18 protein-coding genes are annotated in these 20,929 nt (G+C 69.4%); 4 read left to right on the top strand and 14 right to left on the bottom strand.

Going from position 1 to position 20,929, the window contains the following annotated elements; genetic code table 11:
• Positions 1–43 precede the first annotated feature (43 nt).
• From ccoS to ccoN, 8 genes are read right to left on the bottom strand one after another with little or no spacing between them, the layout of a single operon-like run.
• Entirely contained in the window at positions 44–235 is a 192-nt protein-coding gene (gene ccoS, locus WAE60_RS00460; protein ID WP_029914996.1) for a cbb3-type cytochrome oxidase assembly protein CcoS, read from the bottom strand.
• Positions 232–2,406, bottom strand: coding sequence for a heavy metal translocating P-type ATPase (locus WAE60_RS00455; RefSeq protein WP_337684321.1), 2,175 nt, complete (start codon positions 2,404–2,406; stop codon positions 232–234). The genes ccoS and WAE60_RS00455 overlap by 4 nt, the downstream gene beginning before the upstream one ends.
• Positions 2,403–2,888 (bottom strand): FixH family protein, encoded by a 486-nt coding sequence (locus tag WAE60_RS00450; RefSeq protein ID WP_337684320.1) that lies wholly within the window; start codon positions 2,886–2,888, stop codon positions 2,403–2,405. Before WAE60_RS00450 ends, WAE60_RS00455 begins: the two co-directional genes overlap by 4 nt.
• A complete protein-coding gene (gene ccoG, locus WAE60_RS00445; RefSeq protein ID WP_337684319.1) occupies positions 2,885–4,378 on the bottom strand; it encodes a cytochrome c oxidase accessory protein CcoG in 1,494 nt (497 codons plus the stop codon). The genes WAE60_RS00450 and ccoG overlap by 4 nt, the downstream gene beginning before the upstream one ends.
• Before the next feature lie 5 nt (positions 4,379–4,383).
• Complete coding sequence (ccoP, locus tag WAE60_RS00440; RefSeq protein WP_337684317.1) at positions 4,384–5,253, bottom strand: cytochrome-c oxidase, cbb3-type subunit III; 870 nt, start codon at positions 5,251–5,253, stop codon at positions 4,384–4,386.
• On the bottom strand, positions 5,253–5,420 hold the full coding sequence (locus tag WAE60_RS00435; protein WP_029914979.1) for a cbb3-type cytochrome c oxidase subunit 3: 168 nt from the start codon (positions 5,418–5,420) through the stop codon (positions 5,253–5,255). Before WAE60_RS00435 ends, ccoP begins: the two co-directional genes overlap by 1 nt.
• Complete coding sequence (gene ccoO, locus WAE60_RS00430) at positions 5,417–6,160, bottom strand: cytochrome-c oxidase, cbb3-type subunit II (RefSeq protein ID WP_029914977.1); 744 nt, start codon at positions 6,158–6,160, stop codon at positions 5,417–5,419. The genes WAE60_RS00435 and ccoO overlap by 4 nt, the downstream gene beginning before the upstream one ends.
• An 8-nt stretch (positions 6,161–6,168) precedes the next feature.
• Positions 6,169–7,815, bottom strand: coding sequence for a cytochrome-c oxidase, cbb3-type subunit I (ccoN, locus tag WAE60_RS00425; protein ID WP_337684315.1), 1,647 nt, complete (start codon positions 7,813–7,815; stop codon positions 6,169–6,171).
• A gap of 122 nt (positions 7,816–7,937) precedes the next feature.
• Here ccoN and WAE60_RS00420 point away from each other — a divergent pair, with 122 nt between their 5' ends.
• Complete coding sequence (locus WAE60_RS00420; protein ID WP_337684313.1) at positions 7,938–8,210, top strand: hypothetical protein; 273 nt, start codon at positions 7,938–7,940, stop codon at positions 8,208–8,210.
• On the opposite strand, the gene WAE60_RS00415 is transcribed toward WAE60_RS00420, so the two are convergent.
• Positions 8,207–9,508: a hypothetical protein gene (locus WAE60_RS00415; RefSeq protein WP_337684311.1), complete on the bottom strand. Its 1,302-nt coding sequence runs from the start codon at positions 9,506–9,508 to the stop codon at positions 8,207–8,209. The two genes, WAE60_RS00420 and WAE60_RS00415, sit on opposite strands and share 4 nt — an antisense overlap.
• 44 nt (positions 9,509–9,552) lie before the next feature.
• Positions 9,553–10,845, bottom strand: coding sequence for an MFS transporter (locus tag WAE60_RS00410; protein ID WP_337684310.1), 1,293 nt, complete (start codon positions 10,843–10,845; stop codon positions 9,553–9,555).
• A 488-nt stretch (positions 10,846–11,333) separates the two neighbouring features.
• Between WAE60_RS00410 and WAE60_RS00405 the strand changes: the two genes are divergently transcribed.
• Positions 11,334–13,688 (top strand): TonB-dependent receptor, encoded by a 2,355-nt coding sequence (locus tag WAE60_RS00405; RefSeq protein WP_029914971.1) that lies wholly within the window; start codon positions 11,334–11,336, stop codon positions 13,686–13,688.
• A 113-nt stretch (positions 13,689–13,801) separates the two neighbouring features.
• On the opposite strand, the gene WAE60_RS00400 is transcribed toward WAE60_RS00405, so the two are convergent.
• On the bottom strand, positions 13,802–15,037 hold the full coding sequence (locus WAE60_RS00400; RefSeq protein WP_337684309.1) for a serine hydrolase domain-containing protein: 1,236 nt from the start codon (positions 15,035–15,037) through the stop codon (positions 13,802–13,804).
• 229 nt (positions 15,038–15,266) lie between these two features.
• Between WAE60_RS00400 and WAE60_RS00395 the strand changes: the two genes are divergently transcribed.
• Entirely contained in the window at positions 15,267–15,887 is a 621-nt protein-coding gene (locus WAE60_RS00395; protein WP_337684306.1) for a glutathione S-transferase family protein, read from the top strand.
• A 37-nt stretch (positions 15,888–15,924) separates the two neighbouring features.
• Positions 15,925–17,196: an MFS transporter gene (locus WAE60_RS00390; protein WP_337684305.1), complete on the top strand. Its 1,272-nt coding sequence runs from the start codon at positions 15,925–15,927 to the stop codon at positions 17,194–17,196.
• A gap of 25 nt (positions 17,197–17,221) precedes the next feature.
• Here WAE60_RS00390 and WAE60_RS00385 read toward each other — a convergent pair whose 3' ends face one another.
• The 3 genes from WAE60_RS00385 to WAE60_RS00375 all read right to left on the bottom strand — a co-directional run bounded on the left by WAE60_RS00385 (position 17,222) and on the right by WAE60_RS00375 (position 20,732).
• Complete coding sequence (locus tag WAE60_RS00385) at positions 17,222–18,802, bottom strand: AMP-binding protein (protein ID WP_337684304.1); 1,581 nt, start codon at positions 18,800–18,802, stop codon at positions 17,222–17,224.
• 98 nt (positions 18,803–18,900) lie between these two features.
• On the bottom strand, positions 18,901–19,950 hold the full coding sequence (locus WAE60_RS00380) for a serine hydrolase domain-containing protein (protein WP_337684303.1): 1,050 nt from the start codon (positions 19,948–19,950) through the stop codon (positions 18,901–18,903).
• Positions 19,950–20,732, bottom strand: a complete 783-nt coding sequence (locus WAE60_RS00375) for a GntR family transcriptional regulator (RefSeq protein WP_081916894.1) — start codon at positions 20,730–20,732, stop codon at positions 19,950–19,952. The genes WAE60_RS00380 and WAE60_RS00375 overlap by 1 nt, the downstream gene beginning before the upstream one ends.
• Positions 20,733–20,929 lie beyond the last annotated feature (197 nt).

The raw sequence follows: 20,929 nt of genomic DNA, 5'->3' as shown, positions 1-20,929 counted from the left end.
CTTTGACCTCGATCAGTTTCGAAAAACTTTGGTCGCCCGGCGATTACTTAAGTGCGGCGTCCGTTTTGCCGGCCGGATCGGGCGGCGGGCGGTCTTCGAGATGGTCGTAGAGGATGCGCTCGGCGTCGCCCTTGGGGTCGTCGTATTGCCCTGACCGCATCGTCCAGAAGAAGGCCAGCAGACCCAGCGCCCCCAGGCCGATCGACGCCGGAGCCAGGAACAGCAGGATGTTCATCGCGGGCGTCGTCCCAGGCGCGGACGGGCGGCGTTGAGCAGCACGACGATGGACGAGCCGGACATGGCCAGGGCCGCGACGAAGGGATTGATCAGCCCCGCCATGGCCGCCGGGGCGGCGATGAGGTTGTAGAGCGCGGAGAAGCCGAAATTCTCCAGGGCGCGACGTCGCGCCTCGCGTGCGGTCTCGATCGCCTCGACCACGGCCCGCAGGTCCTCGCCGGTGAACACGAGGTCGGCCGCGTTCTGGGCGGCGTCGACCGCCGCGCCGGGCGCCATCGAGGCGTGGGCCTTGGCCAGGGCGGCGGCGTCGTTGAGCCCGTCGCCGACCATCAGCACCTTGCGTCCCTGGACGGCCAGCGCCTCGATCGTCGCGACCTTGTCGAAGGGCGTCAGGGCGGCCCGCCACGCGGTCACGCCCACCGCCTCGGCGACCTCGGCGACAGGCGAGGGCAGATCGCCCGACAGGATCTCGACCGACAGACCCAGCCGCCGGAGCGCGGCGACGGTGCCGGCGGCGTCCGGGCGAAGGCTGTCGGCGAAGACGAAGCGGATTTTCACGTCGCCTTCGAAGCCGAACCAGAGTTCGGTCTCGCGCGCATCGGCGCCGTCCACCCCGACGAAGGCGGCGCGGCCCAGGCGGGCGCGTCGGCCGTCGATCAGGCCTTCCACCCCCTGGCCCGGGGTCTCGACGCACGCCTCGGCGACCAGGCCCAGCCCCGCCTCGGCGGCCAGGGCGCGGGCCAGAGGGTGTCGCGAGGCGCGGGCCAGGGGCGCGGCCAGCCTCACCAGATGGGCCGGCGCGCCGATCAGGGCGGGACGCCCCTGGGTCAGGACGCCGGTCTTGTCGAACACCACGTGGTCGACCTCGGCCAGGCGCTCCAGCGCCGCGCCGGACTTCACCAGGACGCCGCCCCGGAACAGGCGACTGCTGGCGGCGACCTGGACGGCGGGCACCGCCAGGCCCAGCGCGCAGGGACAGGTGACGATCAGCACGGCGGCGGCCCGCAGCAGCGCCTCGCGCGGCCCCAGTCCCAGCGCCCAACCGCCGACGAAGGTCAGGGCCGCGGCCGTGTGGACCAGGGGCACGTAGAGCGCCGCCGCCTTGTCGGCCAGCCGTACATAGGCCGAGCGGGTCTGGGCTCCGGCCTCCATCAGCCGCGCGATGGCGGCCAGGGTCGAGTCCTCGCTGCGGGCGGTGGCGGTCATGACCAGCCGCCCGGTGAGGTTCAACGCTCCGGCGTTCAGCCGGACGCCAGGACCCACGGCCGCCAGGGCGGTCTCGCCGGTGATCAGGGCGTTGTCGATTTCCGAGCAGCCTGTCTCGACGTCGCCATCGACCGGGATGCGGTCTCCCGGCGCCACGACCAGGCGATCGCCGACCTTGACCTCGGCGACGGGAACGCCCCGCTCGACGCCGTCGACCAGCCGGATCGCGACCGGCGTCTGCAACGCCAGCAGGTCGCGGGCGGCCGACCGGGCGCCGGCTCGGAGCCGATGGTCCAGGTAGCGGCCGATCAGCAACAGGAACAGCAAGGTCACCGCCGCGTCGAAATAGGCGTGCCTGCCCCCAAGGATGGTCTCGGAGAAGCTCACGATCAGGGTCAGGATCACGCCGATCGAGATCGGTACGTCCATGTTGGCCCGGCCACGCTTCAACGAGGCCCAGGCCGAGCGGAAGAACGGCCGTCCAGCGAACAGGGCGCACGGCGTCGCGACGATGGCGGCCAGCCAGTACATCACGGTCAGGGTCGAGGCGTTCAGTTCCTGCCCGAACAGCCCGGCCCAGGCCGGCACCGTGAACATCATGACGTTGCCGGCGCCGAACCCCGCCACGCCCAGGGCCAGGGCCAGTTCGCGGCCCTCGCGGTCCTGGGCGGCGGCGGCCTCGCCGGGGTCGAACAGGCAGGCGCGGTAGCCCAGGCCCTCCACCGTCTCCAGCACCCGCTGCGGGGCGGTGTCCTGGCCGGCCAGTTCGACGGCCAGCTTGCCGGTCGTCAGGTTCAGGCGCGCGGCCTCGACGCCGGGCAGGTCGCTCACAGCCTTCTCGATCTTGCTGATGCACCCCGCGCAGCGCGCGCCGCTGACCAGCAGGTCCAGCTGGCCTCGCCCCGCGTCGTCGCGGCGGACGAAGGCCTCCAGGTCGCGATGCAGGGCAAGCCCGGCGCTCATCGCGACACCAGGCGGGCTTCGAGTTCGAAGACGTCCTTGGGCGTGCGGGCGACGGCGCGCAGGTCCCAGGCCCCGTCCAGCCGCGCGGGAGCCTGGTAGCGACCCCCGCCCATCGGCGTGAAGGCCAGGACCTGCCGACCGGTCTCGGTCGCCGGCCGTTCCAGGGTTCCGGTGAGCGACAGGTGGCCGAGGGGGCGACCGGCGGCGTCGCGAACGCCCACGATCACGGCTTGCCCGTCCCGGGTCTCCACGGCGGCGGTCCAGCCCAGCGCGTCCTCGCGCTGGCGCTGCGCCAGGGTGCGGTTGAAGGCCAGCCCGGCCTCGTAAGGGTTCGACGCGACCTGGCCGGAGAAGGTCCGGTAAGCCAGCGCCATGAACACGGCGTCGACGGCGATCACCAGGGCGAAGAACAGGACGACCCCGACCAGCACGTGCCGGCCGGTGATCTGCCCCTTTGGTGCGGGCGGGGAGGCGGCGGTCATTGCGGGTTCGCGGCTCCTGAAAGGAAGACGGTCGCGGCATCGGCATGGACGTCGCCCGAGCGGACCGTGAAGCGGCCCGGCACGCTGGGCGGACGCTCGGCGTCGGGCGGGGCGGTGACGAAGACACGCAGCGACACGACCTGGTCGGCGGGGGCGGTCACCGAAATGCCCGCGCTCTTCAGGGCGGGATGGCTGAGGCGTGCCCCGGGGACGCCGTCGAACGTCACGTCGAAGCGGCGGTCGGCGAAGGTGCGGTTGGTGATCTTCAGGGTGTAGCCGTCGCGGACCGCGCCGTCGTGCATCCGGACATAGATCGGGTTGCGGTCGCGGATCACGTGGAGGTCGGCCTTGGGCCGGGCGATCAGGGACCACAGGGTCAGGCCGCTGACCACCGTCAGCGCCAGGGCGTAGTAGACCGTCCGGGAACGGATCGGCTTGTAGGTCGCCTTGCCGCCGCCCGCCCGGGCGGCCACGGCGGCGTCGGTGTCGTAGGCGATCAGGCCCGTCGGCCGGTTCAGCTTGCCCAGGATGTCGTCGCAGGCGTCGACGCACAGGCCGCAATTGATGCATTCCAACTGGCTGCCGTCGCGGATGTCGATGCCCATGGGGCAGACGACGACGCACTGGTGGCAGTCGATGCAGTCGCCCCGGCCGTCCCAGCTTTGGCCCTTCTTGTGGCTGCCGCGTGGCTCGCCGCGGTCGCGCAGATAGGTGACCTGCAGCGAGTGCTGATCCAGCATCGCGCCCTGGATCCGGGGCCAGGGGCACATGTAGATGCAGACCTGCTCGCGCATCCAGCCGGCGAAGATGTAGGTCGTCGCGGTCAGCAGAGCGCAGGAGGCGTAGGCGGTCATCGGCGCCTGGCCGATCCAGAAGGTGCGGATCAGCGTCGGCGCGTCGTGGAAATAGAAGATCCAGGCGCCGCCGGTCCCGAAGGCGATGCCCAGCCAGGCGACGTGCTTGCAGACCTTGCGCCAGGCCTTGTCGAACGACCACGGCGCGGCGTCCAGGCGCATGCGGGCGTTGCGGTCGCCCTCGAACAGGCGCTCGACGACGATGTACAGGTCGGTCCAGACGGTCTGCGGGCAGGCGTAGCCGCACCACAGGCGGCCGAACAGCGCCGTGGTCAGGAACAGCGCCAGCGCCGCGGCGATCAGCAGCCCCGTGAAGATGTAGACTTCCTGCGGCCACAGCTGGATGTCGAAGAAGTAGAAGCGGCGACCGGTGAAGTCGACCAGGGCGGCCTGCTGCGGAAAGCCGTCGGGCCGCCCCCACCGGATCCAGGGCGTGACATAATAGATCGTGAGGGTGGCGATCAGCACCGCCCACTTCACCGCCCGCCACCGGCCGTGGGCCAGCTTGGGATAGATCGGCTCGCGCGGCTTGTAGAGGCCGCCGCGCGCGTCGCCCTTGCGCTTGGCCCGTTCGGCGGCCGAGACCGCCGGACGGTTGTCGCTCTGGGACCGGGCCTTGTCGATGACCGTGGCCATAGGCCCTACTGACCGCCCGCGTTTGCGTGGATGTAGACCGAGAGCGCCTTGATGGTTTCCGGGCTGAGACGGCCGTTCCAGGTGGGCATGACGCCGCCGTTGCCGGCGAAGATCTGGCCGCGGATGGCCGTCCGGGAGTCGCCGTAGAGGGACTCCCCGTCCGTCAGGTTGGGCGCGCCGAAGGCGGGATCGCCCTTGCCCTCGGCCCCGTGGCACGCGGCGCACTGGTCCTGGAAGAGCGGGGCCGCGCGGGCCACGGCGCTCGCGTCGGCCGGCCGGCCGGACAGGTGCACGACATACTCGGTCAGGTCGTCGATCTGGGCGGGCTGCAGCATCTCGTCGCGACCGAAGGCGGGCATCTGCGACGCTCGGGCCCCGGGCGCGCCGGTGCGGACGCCGTGGGTGATCGTGTACTGGATGTCCTCCAGCTTGCCGCCCCACAGCCAGACGTCGTCGCGCAGGTTGGGATAGCCCTTGCCGCCCGTGCCGCCGATGCCGTGGCAGGTGGCGCAGTTGTCGCCGAAGACGGACTGGCCCACCTGCTGGGCGTAAGCCTGCAGCTTGGGATCCTTCTCGATCTGCTCGAGGCTGGCCGTGCGCAGCAGGGGCGCACCGGCGCCGCGCTGGACCTCGAGCGCGCTCAGTTCGCGGCCCACCTCGACCCGGTCGGACTTGTGCAGCAGGCCCTTGGTGTAGCCGGTCAGGCCCGGCCAGGCGGGCATCAGCAGCCAGCACACGACCGAGAAGGCGATCGTTCCCCACCACACCCACAGCCACCAGCGGGGCAGGGGCGTGTCGAGTTCGTGGATGCCGTCCCATTCGTGACCGGTGGTTTCGGTCCCGGTGACCTCGTCGGTTTTGCGTTCGGACGCCATCAGGGCAGCTCCTCGTCGTCCAGCGGCATGCGCGCGGCGTGGTGGAATTCGGCCTTCTTCGAGGGTCGCAGGGCGTAGAAGACGCCGGCGAGGAAGATCAGGCCGAAATAGATCAGCCCTCCCTGCTGGGCGAACCGCGCCACGGTTTCGTAGGAGAGGCCGCTCATCGCATGTTTTCCGGCGACTGGGCCTTGTAGGACTTGAAGTCCACGGTCGTGCCCAGCATCTGCAGGTAGGCGACCAGGGCGTCCATTTCGGTGATCTTGTCGGGGTCGCCGTCGAAGTCGCGGTTGGCCGCCTTGCCGCCGTACCGGTCGCGCATGGCGACGGCGTCGGTGGAGAACGGATCGGCCTGGGCCTCGAGGTCCTTTTTGGCGTTGGCGATCTGATCGGCCGTGTAGGGCACGCCCTCGGCGCGGAGCGTCTTCATCCGGTCGGCGACGTCGCGGTAGTCCAGCTCCTTCTCGGCCAGGAACTTGTAGGGCGGCATCACCGACTCCGGCACGACGGAGCGAGGGTCGATCAGGTGGTCGCGGTGCCAGCTGTCGGAGTACTTGCCGCCCACCCGGGCCAGGTCGGGGCCGGTGCGCTTGGATCCCCACTGGAACGGGTGGTCGTACATGCTCTCGGCCGCCAGGCTGTAGTGGCCGTAGCGTTCGACCTCGTCGCGCAGCGGGCGGATCATCTGCGAATGGCAGACGTAGCAGCCTTCGCGCACGTAGATGTCGCGGCCGTTCAGCTCCAGCGGGGTGTAGGGCCGCACGCCGCCGACCTTCTCGATCGTGCCCTGCAGCCAGAACAGCGGGGCGATCTCGACCAGGCCGCCGATCGACACGACGATCAGGATGCCGATGACGAGCAGCAGCGAGTTCCGCTCGACCTTGGTGTGGTGTTTCCAGACGGACATCGGGGACCTCAGGCGATCGCGGGGGCGGGCGCGGCGATGGCGTCGGCCGGCGCAATGGAGGGCGAAGCGATCGTCTTCCAGATGTTGACGATCATGATCAGGGCGCCGGTCAGGTACATGAGGCCGCCGACCGTGCGGATGACGTTCTCGATGTGCTTGGCCGAGACCGTCTCGATGAAGCTGTAGGCGAGGAAGCCTTGCGGGGTGTATTCCCGCCACATCAGGCCTTCCATGATGCCCGACACCCACATCGCGGCGATGTAGAGCAGGATCCCGGTGGTCGCGATCCAGAAGTGCCACTCGATCAGCTTGTTCGAGTACATGGCCGGCTTCTTCCAGAGCCACGGCACCATGCAGTAGACCGCGCCGAAGCTGATGAAGCCCACCCAGCCCAGGGCGCCGGAGTGCACGTGGCCGATCGTCCAGTCGGTGTAGTGGCTCAACGCGTTGACCGCGCGGATCGACATCACCGGACCTTCGAAGGTGGCCATGCCGTAGAAGGCGATCGAGACCACCATCATCCGCACGACGGGGTCGGTGCGCAGCTTGTCCCAGGCCCCCGACAGGGTCATCAGGCCGTTGATCATGCCGCCCCAGGACGGCATCCACAGCATGATCGAGAAGGTCATGCCCAGGGTCTGGGCCCACTGCGGCAAGGCCGTGTAGTGCAGGTGGTGCGGGCCGGCCCAGATGTAGATGAAGATCAGCGACCAGAAGTGCACGATCGACAGGCGGTAGCTGTAGACCGGCCGCTCCACGCGCTTGGGCACGTAGTAGTACATCATGGCCAGGAAGCCGGCGGTGAGGAAGAAGCCGACGGCGTTGTGGCCGTACCACCACTGGACCAGGGCGTCCTGGACGCCAGAGAAGACGCCGTAGGACTTGTGGTTCAGCAGGCCCACCGGCAGGCCGGCGTTGTTGACCAGGTGCAGCAGGGCGATGGTGACGATGAAGGCCAGGTAAAACCAGTTGGCCACGTAGATATGGGGTTCCTTGCGCTTCCAAATCGTGCCGAGGAAGACCAGCAGATAGGTCACCCAGACGACCGTCAGCCACAGGTCGGTGTACCATTCGGGTTCGGCGTATTCGCGGCTCTGGGTCGCCCCCATCAGGTAGCCGGTCGCGGCCAGCACGATGAACAGCTGGTAGCCCCAGAACACGAACCACGGCGCGATGCCGCCCGCCAGCCGCGCCTTGCAGGTGCGCTGGACCACCCAGAACGAGGTGGCGATCAGGGCGTTGCCGCCGAACGCGAAGACGACCGCCGAGGTGTGCAGCGGACGCAGCCGGCCGAAGTTCAGCCACCCGGCCTCGGGGAAATAGAAGATCCGGGGCCAGGATAGCTGGGCGGCGATGATCACCCCGACCAGCAGGCCGGCGGCGGACCAGAACATGGTGGCGATCACCCCGGCCTTGATGACGTTGTCGGAATAGCGGTCGGGCTCGTCGCGCAGGGTCCCGCCCGACAGCCCGGCGGTCAGGAAGAACGCGGCGATGACCCCGGCCAAGGCGAAGGTCTCGGCCTGCAGGCGGAAGATCGGGTCCTGGCTGAGCCCCGCGCAGAAGAACGCCACGAGCGCGCCGACGGCCGAGAAGAGCAGCAATCCGCCCGAGCCCGCGGGCGGACTTGCGGTAGGTGTTGATGGGGCGGACATGCGGACTCCGTGCGCCGAATCTTGTCCCATCTTCGATGTCACGGTCGTGGTTGGGCGGCTTTGACACATGTCAAAGGCGAGCCCGGCATTTTCCCTATCCTGGCGATGTTCAGGAGCGGCCCATGTCGACACCCTTCCAGGCCCGCGCCCGCATCGGCGCGCTTCTCGCGGCCGCGGTCGCGATCGTCAGCTGGGCGGTCGCGCTCGGCGAAGCGGCGCAACGGCTGGCGGCGGGGCCGCTCTGCAGCGTCCGGCAGGACGCGTGGACGCCGCTGGGCCATTGCCCGGCGTGCTTCGTCGCCGTCGCGGCGACGCTGTTGTCGTTGACGCTCTGGATCCGGCTGCGTGCGGCGGACCGGCCGAAGCCGGCCCGCTTGGAGGTCGGACGCCGCTAACCGGCGACCGCCTTGAGCAGCTTGCGGAAGCCCTGGGCCGCGGCGATGGTCGCGGGGGCGTCGAGGCAGCGCTCGTCGTCTTCCGCCGTGTGGTGGAAGCGGTGGATGCCGAAGACGCCCGCCGCCGGCGCGTAGCCGGCCTTGATGACCTCCTCCAGTTCCCCGGCCGCCAGGACCGCGCTGGAAACGGGGGCCTCGAAGCCGATCTGTCCCGCGAAGATCGTCTTGGCCAACGGCATGAGCTGCGGCGTGATCGACAGGAACCGCTGGCTGTCGACATTGGGCAGGGGCTCCCAACGTCCGGGGATCTCGTGCCAGTCGCGGGCGGCGACATTGGCCCCCAGGTGCAGCCAGAAGCGGGTCGCGGCGGGCGGCGGCGCGATCTGCTTCATCGCTTCGGACGCGCCAAGATACTCGTATTCGTGGCCGGTGTTGCAGACGAAGGCCAGGTCGTGGTCGGGCATGGCCTTGGCGGCCCAGCGGGCCAGGTCCAGCCAGACGGCCACGCCGGGACCGCGTTCGCCCGCGCAGCCGAACCAGCCCGATCGCGGGGTGGACACCGCCAGCCAGCGTCCCTTGCCGCGATCGATCCGGCCGACGAAGTTGAAGGCGGGCCGCGTCCCGCCCTTGCCGTCGACCGTCAGCTTGGCTTCCTGGCGCTGGTAGGCGGCCGCCAGGAACGGACCCGCGCGCTCGGGCGCCAGCAGGGCCACCGGACCGGGGAACATCGGCTTGCGGCCGTCGGCGTTCAGGGCGATCACCTTGCCCGTGGGACCGTTGGTGATCGCCACCACGGCCTTGGCGCCGGCCGCGAAGGCGGCCTCGACCGGCTTGCGCGCGGGACCGGCGATCATGGTCGACCAGCGCGCGCTGGGCAGGTCCACGAGGGCGATCGCGCCGTCCAGCGAGCCCGCGAACCGGCCGGCCGGGTCGACCCGCACCAGCGGTCCCGAAACGCCGGCGGGACCGGTCGGGACGACGATCGGCTGGGGATAGACCGGGACCTTGGTCTCGCCGCAGACGAGCTCGGCCTGGGTCGCTTCGAAGAACGGGGCCTGGAAGGACTGCTTCTCGATCACGTAGCCGGCCTTGGCGAGCTCCGCCGCCAGCCATTCGCCGCAGGCGTTGTCGCCCGCGCCGCCGGCGCGCTTCTCGCCGAAGCCGACGTACTTCAGCAGGTCCGCCTCGATGGCGGTCTTGGGGGCGTTCGCCGACGACGGCGTGGCGGCGGCGACGGCGCCGCCCAGCGAGGCCAGCGCGCCCGCGCCCAGGAGAGTCCGCCTGCTGGTGTCGATCATGCCGATGTCCTTCGTGGTCTGACGCGAGAATGGAGAGGTTCAGCTCAGTCGGCCAGCCGGGACCGCATGCGGCGGCCCAGCAGGATGACGCTGACGAACGAGACGGCGCACATGGCCGCCAGGTAGATCGAGATCGGCGTCCGCGACTGGTAGTGGGCGAACAGGGCCGTGGCGATGATCGGTGCGAAGCCGCCGCCGACGACCGCGCCGATCTGGTAGCCGAGCGACGCGCCCGAATAGCGCACGGACTTGGGGAACAGCTCGGCGAACAACGCCGCCTGCGGGCCGTACATCAGGGCGATGAAGGTCAGTTGCACGGCGATGGCCAGGACGACGGCCAGGGGCTTGCCGGTCTCGATCAGCGGGAACACCGCGAACGCCCAGACGCCTGACAGCAGCGCGCCCAGCAGGAAGACGCCGCGTCGCCCCCAGCGGTCCGAGGCCGCGCCGCAGGCCAGGAGGACCGGGATCATCACCAGGCTGCCCGCCATGACGGCGAACAGCAACAGATCGCGGTCGAGGCCGAGCGTCGTCGCGCCGTAGGCGACCGAATAGGTGATGGCAATGTAGAAGCAGGCGTTGTTGGCGACGAACGCGCCGCCGGCCAGCAGGATTTCGCGCCAGTGGCCCAGGGCGACCTCGGCCAGGGGCGAGCGGCGCGGGGCGGTCCGGGGCGTCGTCCCGGCGGCGTGCTCGGTCGCCGGCTCGGAAACGCCGAAATGGACGACCAGGCTGATGACGATCAGCAGGATGCTCAGCAGGAAGCCGATCCGCCAGGTCCAGGCGATGAAGGCTCCCTCGGGGCTGACGGCGCTGACGCCCAGGAACACCAGGTTGGCCAGCACCACGCCCATCGGCACGCCCACCTGGACGAAGCTGCCGTAGAAGCCGCTGCGGCCGGGTGGGGCGCTTTCGATCGCCAGCAGGGCCGCGCCGCCCCATTGTCCGCCGACCGCCAGACCCTGGATGAAGCGCAACGCCACCAGCAGCAGCGGCGCCCAGACGCCGAGACGGGCATAGCCGGGCAGGAGGCCGATCAGGGTCGTCGACAGCCCCATGACGAACATCGCCAGGACCAGCGCGCGCTTGCGCCCATGGACGTCGCCGTAGTGACCGAAGAGCATGCCGCCCAGGGGGCGCGCGATAAAACCGACCGCGAAGGTGCTGAACGAGGCGATCTGCGCCACGAAGGGCGGAAGGTCGGCCGGGAAGAACAGGCGGGGGAAGATCAGGGCCGCGGCCGTGCCGTAGATGAAGAAGTCGTACCACTCGACCGCGGCGCCCGCCGACGCCATGACGGCGACCTTCAGGCCCGGTCGTCCACCGGAAACACCCATGGCTGACATTCACTCCCCCGCGTTCTGGATGACGCTTCGAGGGGAAGAGACCACCCGCCCGCGGCGGGTGTCAATCGATTGTACGACAAAAATATAGTGATTGTATCTATGATTGGGCGATCGGGCTCGCGCCAAGCCGCCCCGGCAAGCTGGTCAGGTCCCTGGCGGCGCGTGGTCGGAGGCGGCGACGCGATCAGCTTGCGCGCCTGAACGGGCGTGATTCCGGCCCGCCCGCCTGGCGGCCTTTGGCCGAGAACCCTTGTCGAGCCGTGCCAAGCCAAGGGAATCCATGGATCTCCGCGCTTCGGCCCTGTCCGGCCTCGGGTTTCGCGCGCGGCCGACTGGGCGTGGGACGGCTCATAACGCATATGACGTAACGCAATTGGACAAAGATTGTCGTACAATGTTGACAGCGGGGCGAGCCCAGAGGATTGTCCAGCTCAGCCGACAGGAAAAACGTCGGCATCAAATCGGGGAAGGAAATAAGCATGGTCCGTTGGCTTGCGTGCTCGTCCGCTGTCGCCCTCATCGCGGCGATGGCCCCAGGGGCGGCGACCGCTCAAACCGCCCCGGCGGCCAATGAGGCCAGCAAGACCGAGAGCGCCGTGACCACCTTCGGCGACGTCGTCGTCACCGCCCGCCGTCGCGAGGAGGCCGTGCGCGACGTTCCCTCGACGATCACCGCCCTGGGGATCGACCAGCTCGAGGCCAAGAGCCCGATCGAAGGCGTCGGCGACCTGCTCCAGCTGGTGCCAGGCGTGCGCTTCAACAGCCTGCAGAGCGAGAACCTGGCGGAAGTGTCGGTCCGCGGGTCGGGCACCCAGCGCGCCACCAGCGCCGACTCGGGCGTGGGCCTGTTCGTCAACGGCGCCTATGTCGGCAGCAGCACCCTGGGCGGCCGCAACTTCAAGCGGATCGACTATTTCGACATCTCGCGCATCGAGGTGCTGGAGGGCCCGCAGGGCGCGCTCTACGGCCGCAACTCCGAATTCGGCACCGTCAACGTCGTCCTGGCCCAGCCGCTGTTCAAGGACACCGGCCGCGTGTCGGCCACCTATACCGACGACCTCAAGCAGGTGCGCCTGGAAGGCGTCGTCAACCAGAAGATCAGCGACACCACGGCCGTCCGTCTGAGCGCTCAGGTCACGGGGCAGGGCGGCGGAATCTACAACAATCCCAACCAGAACAAGTACTACGACCACACCGACGGCTACATCGTCCGCGCCCAGATCCGCCACAGCGACGGGCCGCTGGACGTGAACCTGATGTTCGACGCGCAGGACATGAACCTGCCGACCTTCGCCAACCAGTGGGTGATCCCCGCCGGCAAGGTCGCCTACCTGCCGCAGGGCTACACCGGTCCGCGCTACGACATCGGTTCGGACGTCAAGAACGGCCTGCGCCAAGTCGAGCGGCGCACGATGCTGATCGCCAACTACCAGCTGGGCTGGGCGACCCTGACCTCGACCTCGATGGTCTCGTTCTCCCGGTCGATGCAGGACTTCGCCGCCGCGGTCGATCTGGCCACCGAGGCCAGCTTCCAGGCCAGGGGCTGGGCCGGTCTCTATCCGCTGGGCGGCACCTCGACCAACGCCAAGGACCAGACGCTCTATCAGGACGTCCACCTGACGGGCGACCTGCACGACGGCGCCCTGCAATGGCTGACGGGCGTCGAGTTCCTGGCGCAGGACGACACCTATGTCCGCGACGTCGTCACCACGCCCTGCACGGTGACCGCCACCTCCGGCATCTGCGGCGGCACGCCGACCCAGCCGATCTGCTACAAGCTGATCCCGACGGCGCTGAACTGCCCGGCGGTCATCACGGCGGCCTATGGCGGCCACCGCGTCGTCCCGTCGGAATACCGCTCGGCGGCGATCTACGGCTCACTGAAGTACGACGTCGGTCCGTGGTCGCTGAGCGGCGAGTTGCGGTACTCCAAGGACAAGAAGACCGCGACCCAGGCAGACTATCGCCTCTACACGACCACGCCCGTCGGCACGCCCTCGACCTACAAGTTCGACCAGAGCTCGCCCAGCTACGCGGCCACGGTCAGCTACCGGTTCAATCCCTCGACCCTGGCCTACGCCAAGACCGGCACGGGCTATCGGGCGGGCGGCGTGAACAACGGCGCGATCGTCGCCGTGGCCCCGAACCCGCTGCAGCCGACCTACGACAACGAGAACACCACCAGCTACGAAGTCGGGGTGAAGTCGACGATCGCCCGCGCCGTGTTCCTGCGCCTTTCGGCCTACACGTCGCGGACCTCCGACGCGATCGCCAGCGTCTCGGACGGCTGCACCGTGGCCAATGCCTGCCTGCAGGCCGGCCAGAACTTCAACCTGAACGCCGGCACCGCCGAGGTGAAGGGTATCGAAGCGGCGCTGGACGCGGCCTTCAAGGTCGGCCCAGGGCGCCTGACGGTCGGCCTCAACGCCGCCAACCAGAGCGCCAAGTACATCAAGGTGAAGACCGCCCCGGGCGCGCCGATCCTGAACAGCTCGGTGGCCCAGACCCCCGACTGGACGATGTCGGCGAACCTCAACTACCGCGCGCCGATCGTCGCCGGCGTCACGGGCTTCGCCAACGTGGCCTACAACGGCTCGCGCGGCGGCGGCCAGGACACCGTGACCGCGTCCACGCCGTTCATCCCGCTCGAGGACATCGACAACGTGGACCTGCGCTTCGGCGCCGAGTACCGCCGCACGGAAGTGGCGGTGTTCGTGAAGAACCTGACCGACCAGGTGGTCCCGATCCTGAAGCTGCAGCAGGTCGATATCCCGCTGGCCAACCGCTACAGCCGCCCGCGCACCTTCGGCGTGAGCGCGACCTACCGCTGGTAATTCCCCGACCGGGTCGCCGTCGCCGGGCTCCGGCGCGGCGGCGGTGATCCGGACCTTTGTCTGCTTACCTCATGAACTGCGCCCGCCCGGCCTTGGCCGAGCGGGCGTTCCTTTTAGGTCAGGGCCGAATAGATCAGCGTCTTCAGCTCGCGGCGGATCGGATACAGCATCGACGGGCTGAGCTGGGTCATGAAGACCATGTGGATCTTCTCGACCGGGTCGACGAAGAAGGCGGTCGTGAACATGCCGCCCCAGTAATATTCGCCGGCCGAGCCCGGGATCATCGCCTTGGCCACGTCCTGGGTGACCGCGAAGCCCAGGCCGAAGCCGACGCCGGCGTTCGTGGTCTCGCTGAACAGCGACTTGGACATGCTCGCCAGGTCCGACTTGCCGGGCAGGTGGTTCATCGTCATCAGCTCGATGGTCTTGCGTCCCAGGATGCGGACGCCGTCGAGCTCCCCGCCGTTCGCGAGCATCAGACAGAAGCGGTGATAGTCGAGGGCGGTCGAGGCCAGGCCGCCGCCGCCCGAGACCAGCTTGGGCTGGCGCAGCCAGACGCTTTCCGCGCCGCGGTCGTACATCACGCGCCCGACGCCCGGGCCGGCCCAGACATAGCAGTCGGTCAGCCGGTCGGCCTTGCTCTCCGGCACGACGAAGGCGGTGTCGTGCATCTTCAGCGGCGCGAAGATCTTCTCGGCCAGGAAGCGGTCCAGCGGCATGCCCGACACCCGCTGGACCACGGCGCCCAGCACATCGGTCGAGACCGAATAGTTCCAGGCCTGGCCGGGCGAGAACTCCAGCGGCGTCCTGGCCAGGTCGGCGATGAATCCGTCCAGGTCGTGCTCGCCATGCCAGTTCTCGACCGGGCCGGCGTTCGATTTCGTCGCCCGATAGGCCGCGTCGACATTGCTACGGTTCTGGAAACCGTAGGTCAGGCCCGAGGTGTGGCGCAGCAGGTCCAGCATGCGCATCGGCTCGGCGGGCGCCTTGGTCAGGAACGGTACGCCGGCCCCGCCGCCGTTATAGACGCCGACGTCCTTGAACTCGGGCAGGATGTCGGCGACCGGCGTGTCGACCGCCACCTTGCCTTCCTCGACCAGCATCATGAAGGCCACCGAGGTGATCGGCTTGGTCATGCTGGCGATGCGGAAGATCGAGCCTTCGTCGATCGCCTTGGCCGATCCCTCGCGCGCCGCGCCCTGGCTGCTGAAGTGGGCGATCTCGCCGTCGCGGCTGATCAGGATCTGGGCGTGGGGCAGCTTGCCCGAGTCCAGATACCGGTCCTTCAGGAACGCATCGATGCGGCCGAGCCTGGCGGCGTCGAAGCCGTGTTTCCTGCGTGAAGTCATCCGTAACGCTCTCCCATTCCTACGTTTCTTGCCCGGCTCTTCAGGGGGAAGGGGCGCGGGTTTGGTGTTGCTAATTTTGTATCACCACAGCCGAAAGATTGTCGTACAAAAATTTTGACAACGAGCTCCGGCCAGCCGATGAAAAGAAGCTTGGTCGCACAAGAAGAAGCGCCGCGCGAGCCGTCGTCGCGACGCCGGGCCAAGCCTTCGGGACGGGAACAGGCCGGGCATGATCGAACTCTATCATTGCGTCGACACGCGTTCTTTCCGCGCCCTTTGGGCCCTGGAAGAGATGGGGCTCGACTACCGCCTGCACGTGCTGCCGTTTCCGCCGCGGGTGCTGGCGCCCGACTATCTGGCGACGAACCCGCTGGGCACCGTGCCGCTGCTGATCGACGGCGACGTTCGGATGACCGAGTCCGCCGCGATCCCGCAATATCTGGCCACCCGCCATGGTCCCACGCCCCTGGCCGTCGGCGTCGACGAGCCGGACTACGGGCTGTGGCTGGACTGGCTGCATCGCAGCGAGGCGACGCTGACGTTCCCGCAGACGATCGTGCTGCGCTACAGCCGGCTGGAACCGGAGGAGCGCCGGCTGAAACAGGCGGCCGACGACTACGCCCAGTGGTTCCTGTCGCGTCTGCGCCATCTGACCCGCGCCCTGGCCGATCGCGAATGGCTGTGCGCCGGACGCTTCACCATGGCCGACCTGTGCGTCGGCTTCGCCCTGATGTCCGCCCGCGACCTGGGCCTGGACCACAAGTTCAGCCCTGAGATCTCGGCCTACTGGGACCGCCTTTCGGCACGGCCCGCCATCATCGCCGCAAAGGCCGCGCAGGGCCGCGCCTAGCCCTTCCTGACGCCTTTTCCGATCGCGAGGAGCCACCATGACCGACGAGACGCGCGCGCCGACCTCGAGCCCCGCCTATGCCCGCCTGGTGCTGGCGATGCTGCTGGTCGTCTACACCTTCAACTGGCTGGATCGGCAGATCCTCGGCATCCTGGCGCCGGTGATCAAGGCGGACCTGGGCCTGAGCAACACCCAGCTGGGCGCGCTGGGCGGCATCGCCTTCGCCGCGCTCTATTCGACCCTGGCGATCCCGCTGGCGCTGGTCGCCGACCGCACCAGCCGCAGCTGGGTGATTACCGGGGCGCTGGTGGTCTGGAGCGGGTTCACCGCGCTGTGCGGCTTCGCCGGCGGCTTCTGGCAGCTGTTCCTGTTCCGCCTGGGCGTCGGAGTGGGCGAGGCGGGCGGCGTCGCGCCCAGCTACGCCCTGATCTCGCAGTACTTCCCGCCCGAGCGGCGAGCCCGAGCGATGAGCATCTATTCGATGGGCATTCCGGTCGGCCTGGCCATGGGCGTGCTGTTCGGCGCGGCGATCGCCAAGGCGGTCGACTGGCGCGCGGCCTTCGTCGTCATCGGCCTGGCCGGCGTCGTGATCGCGCCGATCTTCCGGCTGGTGGTCAAGGAACCGCCGCGCGTGGCGGCACCCGGCGGCCAGGCGCCGGTCATTGCGGTGTTCGCTACCCTGGCCCGCAAGCCCAGCTTCTGGCTGCTGGCCTTCGCGGCGGCGGCCAGCAGCACGGCGGGCTACGGTCTGGCCTTCTGGGTGCCCTCGATCCTGATCCAGGCCTACGGCTTCGACCTGACCGCCACCTCCTGGTTCTACGGCTCGCTGCTGCTGGCGGGCGGGACCACCGGGGTCTATCTCGGCGGCGTGCTGGCCGACCGGCTGGGCCGTGCCGACCGCGGCGCCTACGCCCGGGTCTCGTCGTTCGCCTGGCTGGTCACCGCGCCGCTGTTCGTGGCGGGCCTGATGTCGCCGTCGCCGGTGATGGCGTGGCTGTTCCTGCTGATCCCCAACGCGTTGAACATCCTGTTCGTCGGACCGCTGACCACGGCGGCCCAGCACCTGGTGCCGCCGTCCATGCGCGCGACGGCGGCGGCGTGCTTCCTGTTCATCAACAACCTGATCGGCATCGGCGCCGGCTCGTGGCTGCTGGGCGGGATCAGCGACGTCATGAAGCCGCGCTTCGGCGACGAGGCGCTGCGCTACTCGGCGGTGGCGCTGGTCAGTCTCTACCTGGTCGCCGCCCTCCTGGCCCTGTTCGCGGTGAGGCCGCTGCGCAAGGACTGGGTGGAGGAGGGAGGACTCTGAACTCCCTCTCTCTTAGAGAGAGCGGCTATTGCCCGTACGTCGCCCGCAGCGTCAGCTTGTCGATCTTGCCCGTCGCGGCCAGCGGCATGGCGGGGAGGCGCACGACGGCGTCGGGGATCCACCACGAGGCGATCTTGCCGCGCAGGGCGCCGAGCAGGGCCTGGTCGGCGATCTCCGCGCCCTCGCGCAGCTCGACCAGCAGCAGCGGCCGCTCGCTCCACTTGGCGTCGGCCTTGCCGATCACCGCCGCCAGCGACACCTCGGGCAGAGCGCAGACCAGGGCCTCGATCTCGGACGGGTTGATCCATTCGCCGCCCGACTTGATCAGGTCCTTGGCGCGGCCGGTGATCATCAGATTGCCCTTGTGGTCGATCCTGGCGAGGTCGCCCGTGTCGAACCAGCCGTCGGCGTTGGTCGCCGGCTGCTCCTGGCCGAAATAGCGCTCGATGACGGCGGCGCCGCGCACGTGCAGGCGGCCTTCCTGGTCGCGCTGGTCGGCCAGGGGCGCGCCGGTCTCGTCGGCCAGCATCAGGTCCACACCCAGGGCCGGCCGTCCGGACACCGAGGCCCGGCCGTCGATGTCGCCCAGGGTGCTGAACACCCCGACGGGCGACAGCTCGGTCATGCCCCAGCTGTTCTGGACGGTGACGCCCAGCTGGCGCTCCAGCCGCTCCATCAGGGCCGGCGGCGTCTGGGCGCCGCCCAGGATGATCCGCTTCAGCGAGGGCAGGGCGGCGCCGGTGGCGTCCAGATGCTCGCACAGGCCCAGGAACACCGTCGGCACGCCCACGGCCACTGTCACGCCCTCGGCGGCGATCAGGCGGGCCAGGCTGGCGCCGTCGGTGTGGCGGCCCGGCAGGACCAGCTTGCTGCCCGCCGCGGGGGCCGCGAACGGCAGGCCCCAGGCGTTGGCGTGGAACAGCGGCACCACCGGCAGGATCACGTCGTCGACCCGCGCGGCCAGCACGTCGGCCGCCAGCATCTTCAGCGTGTGCAGGAAGCTGGAGCGGTGGGTGTAGGTCACGCCCTTGGGCGCGCCGGTCGAGCCGGAGGTGAAGCACAGGCCAGAAGGCGAGGTCTCGTCGAACCGACCCCAGGGCACGTCGCCCTCGGCGGCGGCGAGCAGGTCGTCCAGGGTCTCGACGACGGCGCGCGGGGGGCTGGCTCCAGCCGCGCCGTCGATGACCAGGATGCGCTCGACGCCGGCGGCGTGGTCGGCGACCTCCAGAGCCAGCTTGGCGAGATCGGCGCTGACGATGACGATCCGGGCGCCCGACTGGTCCAGCATCCAGGCCAGTTGGACGGCGGTCAGGCGCGGGTTGAGCGTGTGACAGACCGCGCCCATGCCCATGATGCCGAACCAGGCCTCCATGTGCGCCTGGGTGTTCCAGGCCAGGGTGGCCACCCGCTGGCCGGCCGTAACGCCGAACCCCGCCAGGACGGCCGAGACCTGCTTGGCGCGATCGCGCAGCCCCGCATAGGTGACGCGAGCGCTGTCCTGGCCTTCGCGGGCGGTGACGACCTCGGTGTCGCAGTGCCACTTGGCGGCGTGGTCGAGGATCGCGTCGAGCGTGAGGGAGAAGGTCTGAATGCTGCCGTCGATCACTGGGTCGTCATCCTGCAAGGCATAGGGACAGGGATGGGCCGCTCCGCCTTCGGAGGGCCTCCCGGTTCAGAACGGGGTGGAGCGCTGGGCGCGGAGGGCTAGCCGATGACCTTCATCAGCCTGAGCCACAGCTGCTGGTCGAAGTCGGCGTCGTTGGCGCCCGCGCCGGTGCGGACGACCACCAGCTTGCGGCTGGGCACGACATAGAGGCGGCGGTCGAAGGCCCCGAGCGCGCCCACCAGGTCGGCCGGCGCCGCCGGGATCAGTTGCCCCTCACGGCGTCCGGCCTGGGCGCGCAGGGTGTAGTCGGCGCCGTTCAGCCACCACAGGCGGCCATAGGCCGGGTTGGCGGCCGAGCGCGTGAACAGGGCGTCGAGCTGGGCCTTGGAGACCACGCGCTTGCCGTCCTCTGCGACCCCGCCATGCAGCACCATCAGGCCGAAGCGCGCGACGTCGTGCGGGGTCGTCACCAGGCCGGTGGCGTTGCCGACCGAGGCCAGTGCCGCCGGACGCTGGCGCCAGGCGGTGTCCTTCATGCCCGTCGGCGCGGTCAGCCAGTCGCGGGTGATCGTCTCCAGCGGCTGGCCGGCAGCGGCCGCGACGATGCGCTTGGTCATCGCGTAGACCGGGGTGTTGTAGAAGAAGACCGAGCCGGGCGGGGCCACATAGCCGAACTGCTCGTTCAGGCCCGAGCTCATCGTCATCACGTCGATGACCCGGATGCCGGCCTCCTGCTCGGGCGAGGCCTTGGACCAGCCCGAGCCGAGGTACTTGGAGACCGGGGCCTGGATGTCGAGCAGCCCCTTGTCGATGGCGATGGCCGCCAGGATCGCCACGAAGCTCTTCTGCTGCGAGGCGACGTCCTCGAGCAGCCTCCCGTCCGGCGCGGGGCCGTAGACGAAGTTGGCGAACATCCGGTCGTCCTGCGGGGCGGGCCAGGCCTGGTCGATCAGCGTCTTGCCGTCCTCGATGACGATGAAGCCCGTGCTGCCGTGGTCGTGCAGGTAGTCGAGCAGGGCCTGCAGGTCCGGCGACGGGGCCGTCGCGTGGATCGCGGGGGCGGCGCCGGGGGCCGCGCAGGCGACAGGACCGGCGGCGAGGGCGCAGACGGCGGTCGCCGCGATCAGGCGGAGCAGCGCGTGTCGCATCAGCCGGGTTTCCGTTTGGCGGGCGCGCGCCGCTTGGGCGCGGACGACGGCTCGGCGGACGGCGCCTCGGAGATCAGGCGCGGCCCCCGGGCCAGCATGATGCGGGCGACCTCGCCCTGCATGAAGTAGAGGATGTCGCGCGCCGATTGGCTGGCCCGGTCGGCGTCGCGGTCGACCAGCGCGGCGCGGACCCTACGCCAATGCTCGTAGGGGCCCGGTCCGTTGGCGTTGATCGCCAGGGCCAGGTAGGAGAAGTGGAAGCGCGTCTTGCGGCGCACGGCCTCGATCATGCGCTGGCCGTCTGCGCTGGCGCAGCTGGTCATGTCGCCGAAGATCGATTCGCTGACCTCCATGATCTGCTCGGCCGGGGCCTTGGCCTCGGCGTCGGCCAGGAGGCGGTCGATCTTGGTCAGCATGCCGCGGATCAAGGTGTCCGAAGCCCGCAGGCAGGCGAAGCGCGCTGCCATGCCGTAGAGCGCGGCGCGGACCTCGTAGAGGTCGAAGACCTCCTCGACGGTCGTCGCGGAGACGCGCGCGCCCCGGTTCTCCTCGATCTCGATCAGGCCGTCGTCGGCCAGGGTCCGCAGGGCGCGGCGCACGATCGAGCGTCCCACGCCGAATTCGCTGCAGAGCTTGACCTCGCGAAGCCACTCGCCCGGGGCGAGCTCGCTCTTCTGGATGCGGACCCGCAGGGTCTGGGCCAGGTCGTCGGCGGTTGGGGCCGAGCTCGCGGCCGCGTCCTTCACCTTGGACTTGCCCGATGGTTTCGCTGTGGCTGCCAAAGACGTTTCCTCACACGGACTCGTTGCGCTTCACCGAGAGCCTGCCAGTTCCGTACGCCCTCATTCCTATTTCGCGCGGAACAGGGCGGCAAGCGTTTTGTCGTGTTGAATGTGAAGATTGTTGTACAATATCGGAATCTGGTCTGGCGATCGGAAGGCTCGGAATAACAGTCCTGTCCGGGCCAATTCTCGCGGGT

Origin of the sequence: Caulobacter sp. CCG-8 (genome assembly GCF_037402475.1) — a bacterium.
Classification (GTDB): Bacteria; Pseudomonadota; Alphaproteobacteria; order Caulobacterales; family Caulobacteraceae; genus Caulobacter.
This window is presented reverse-complemented; position numbering and strand designations above follow the sequence as displayed.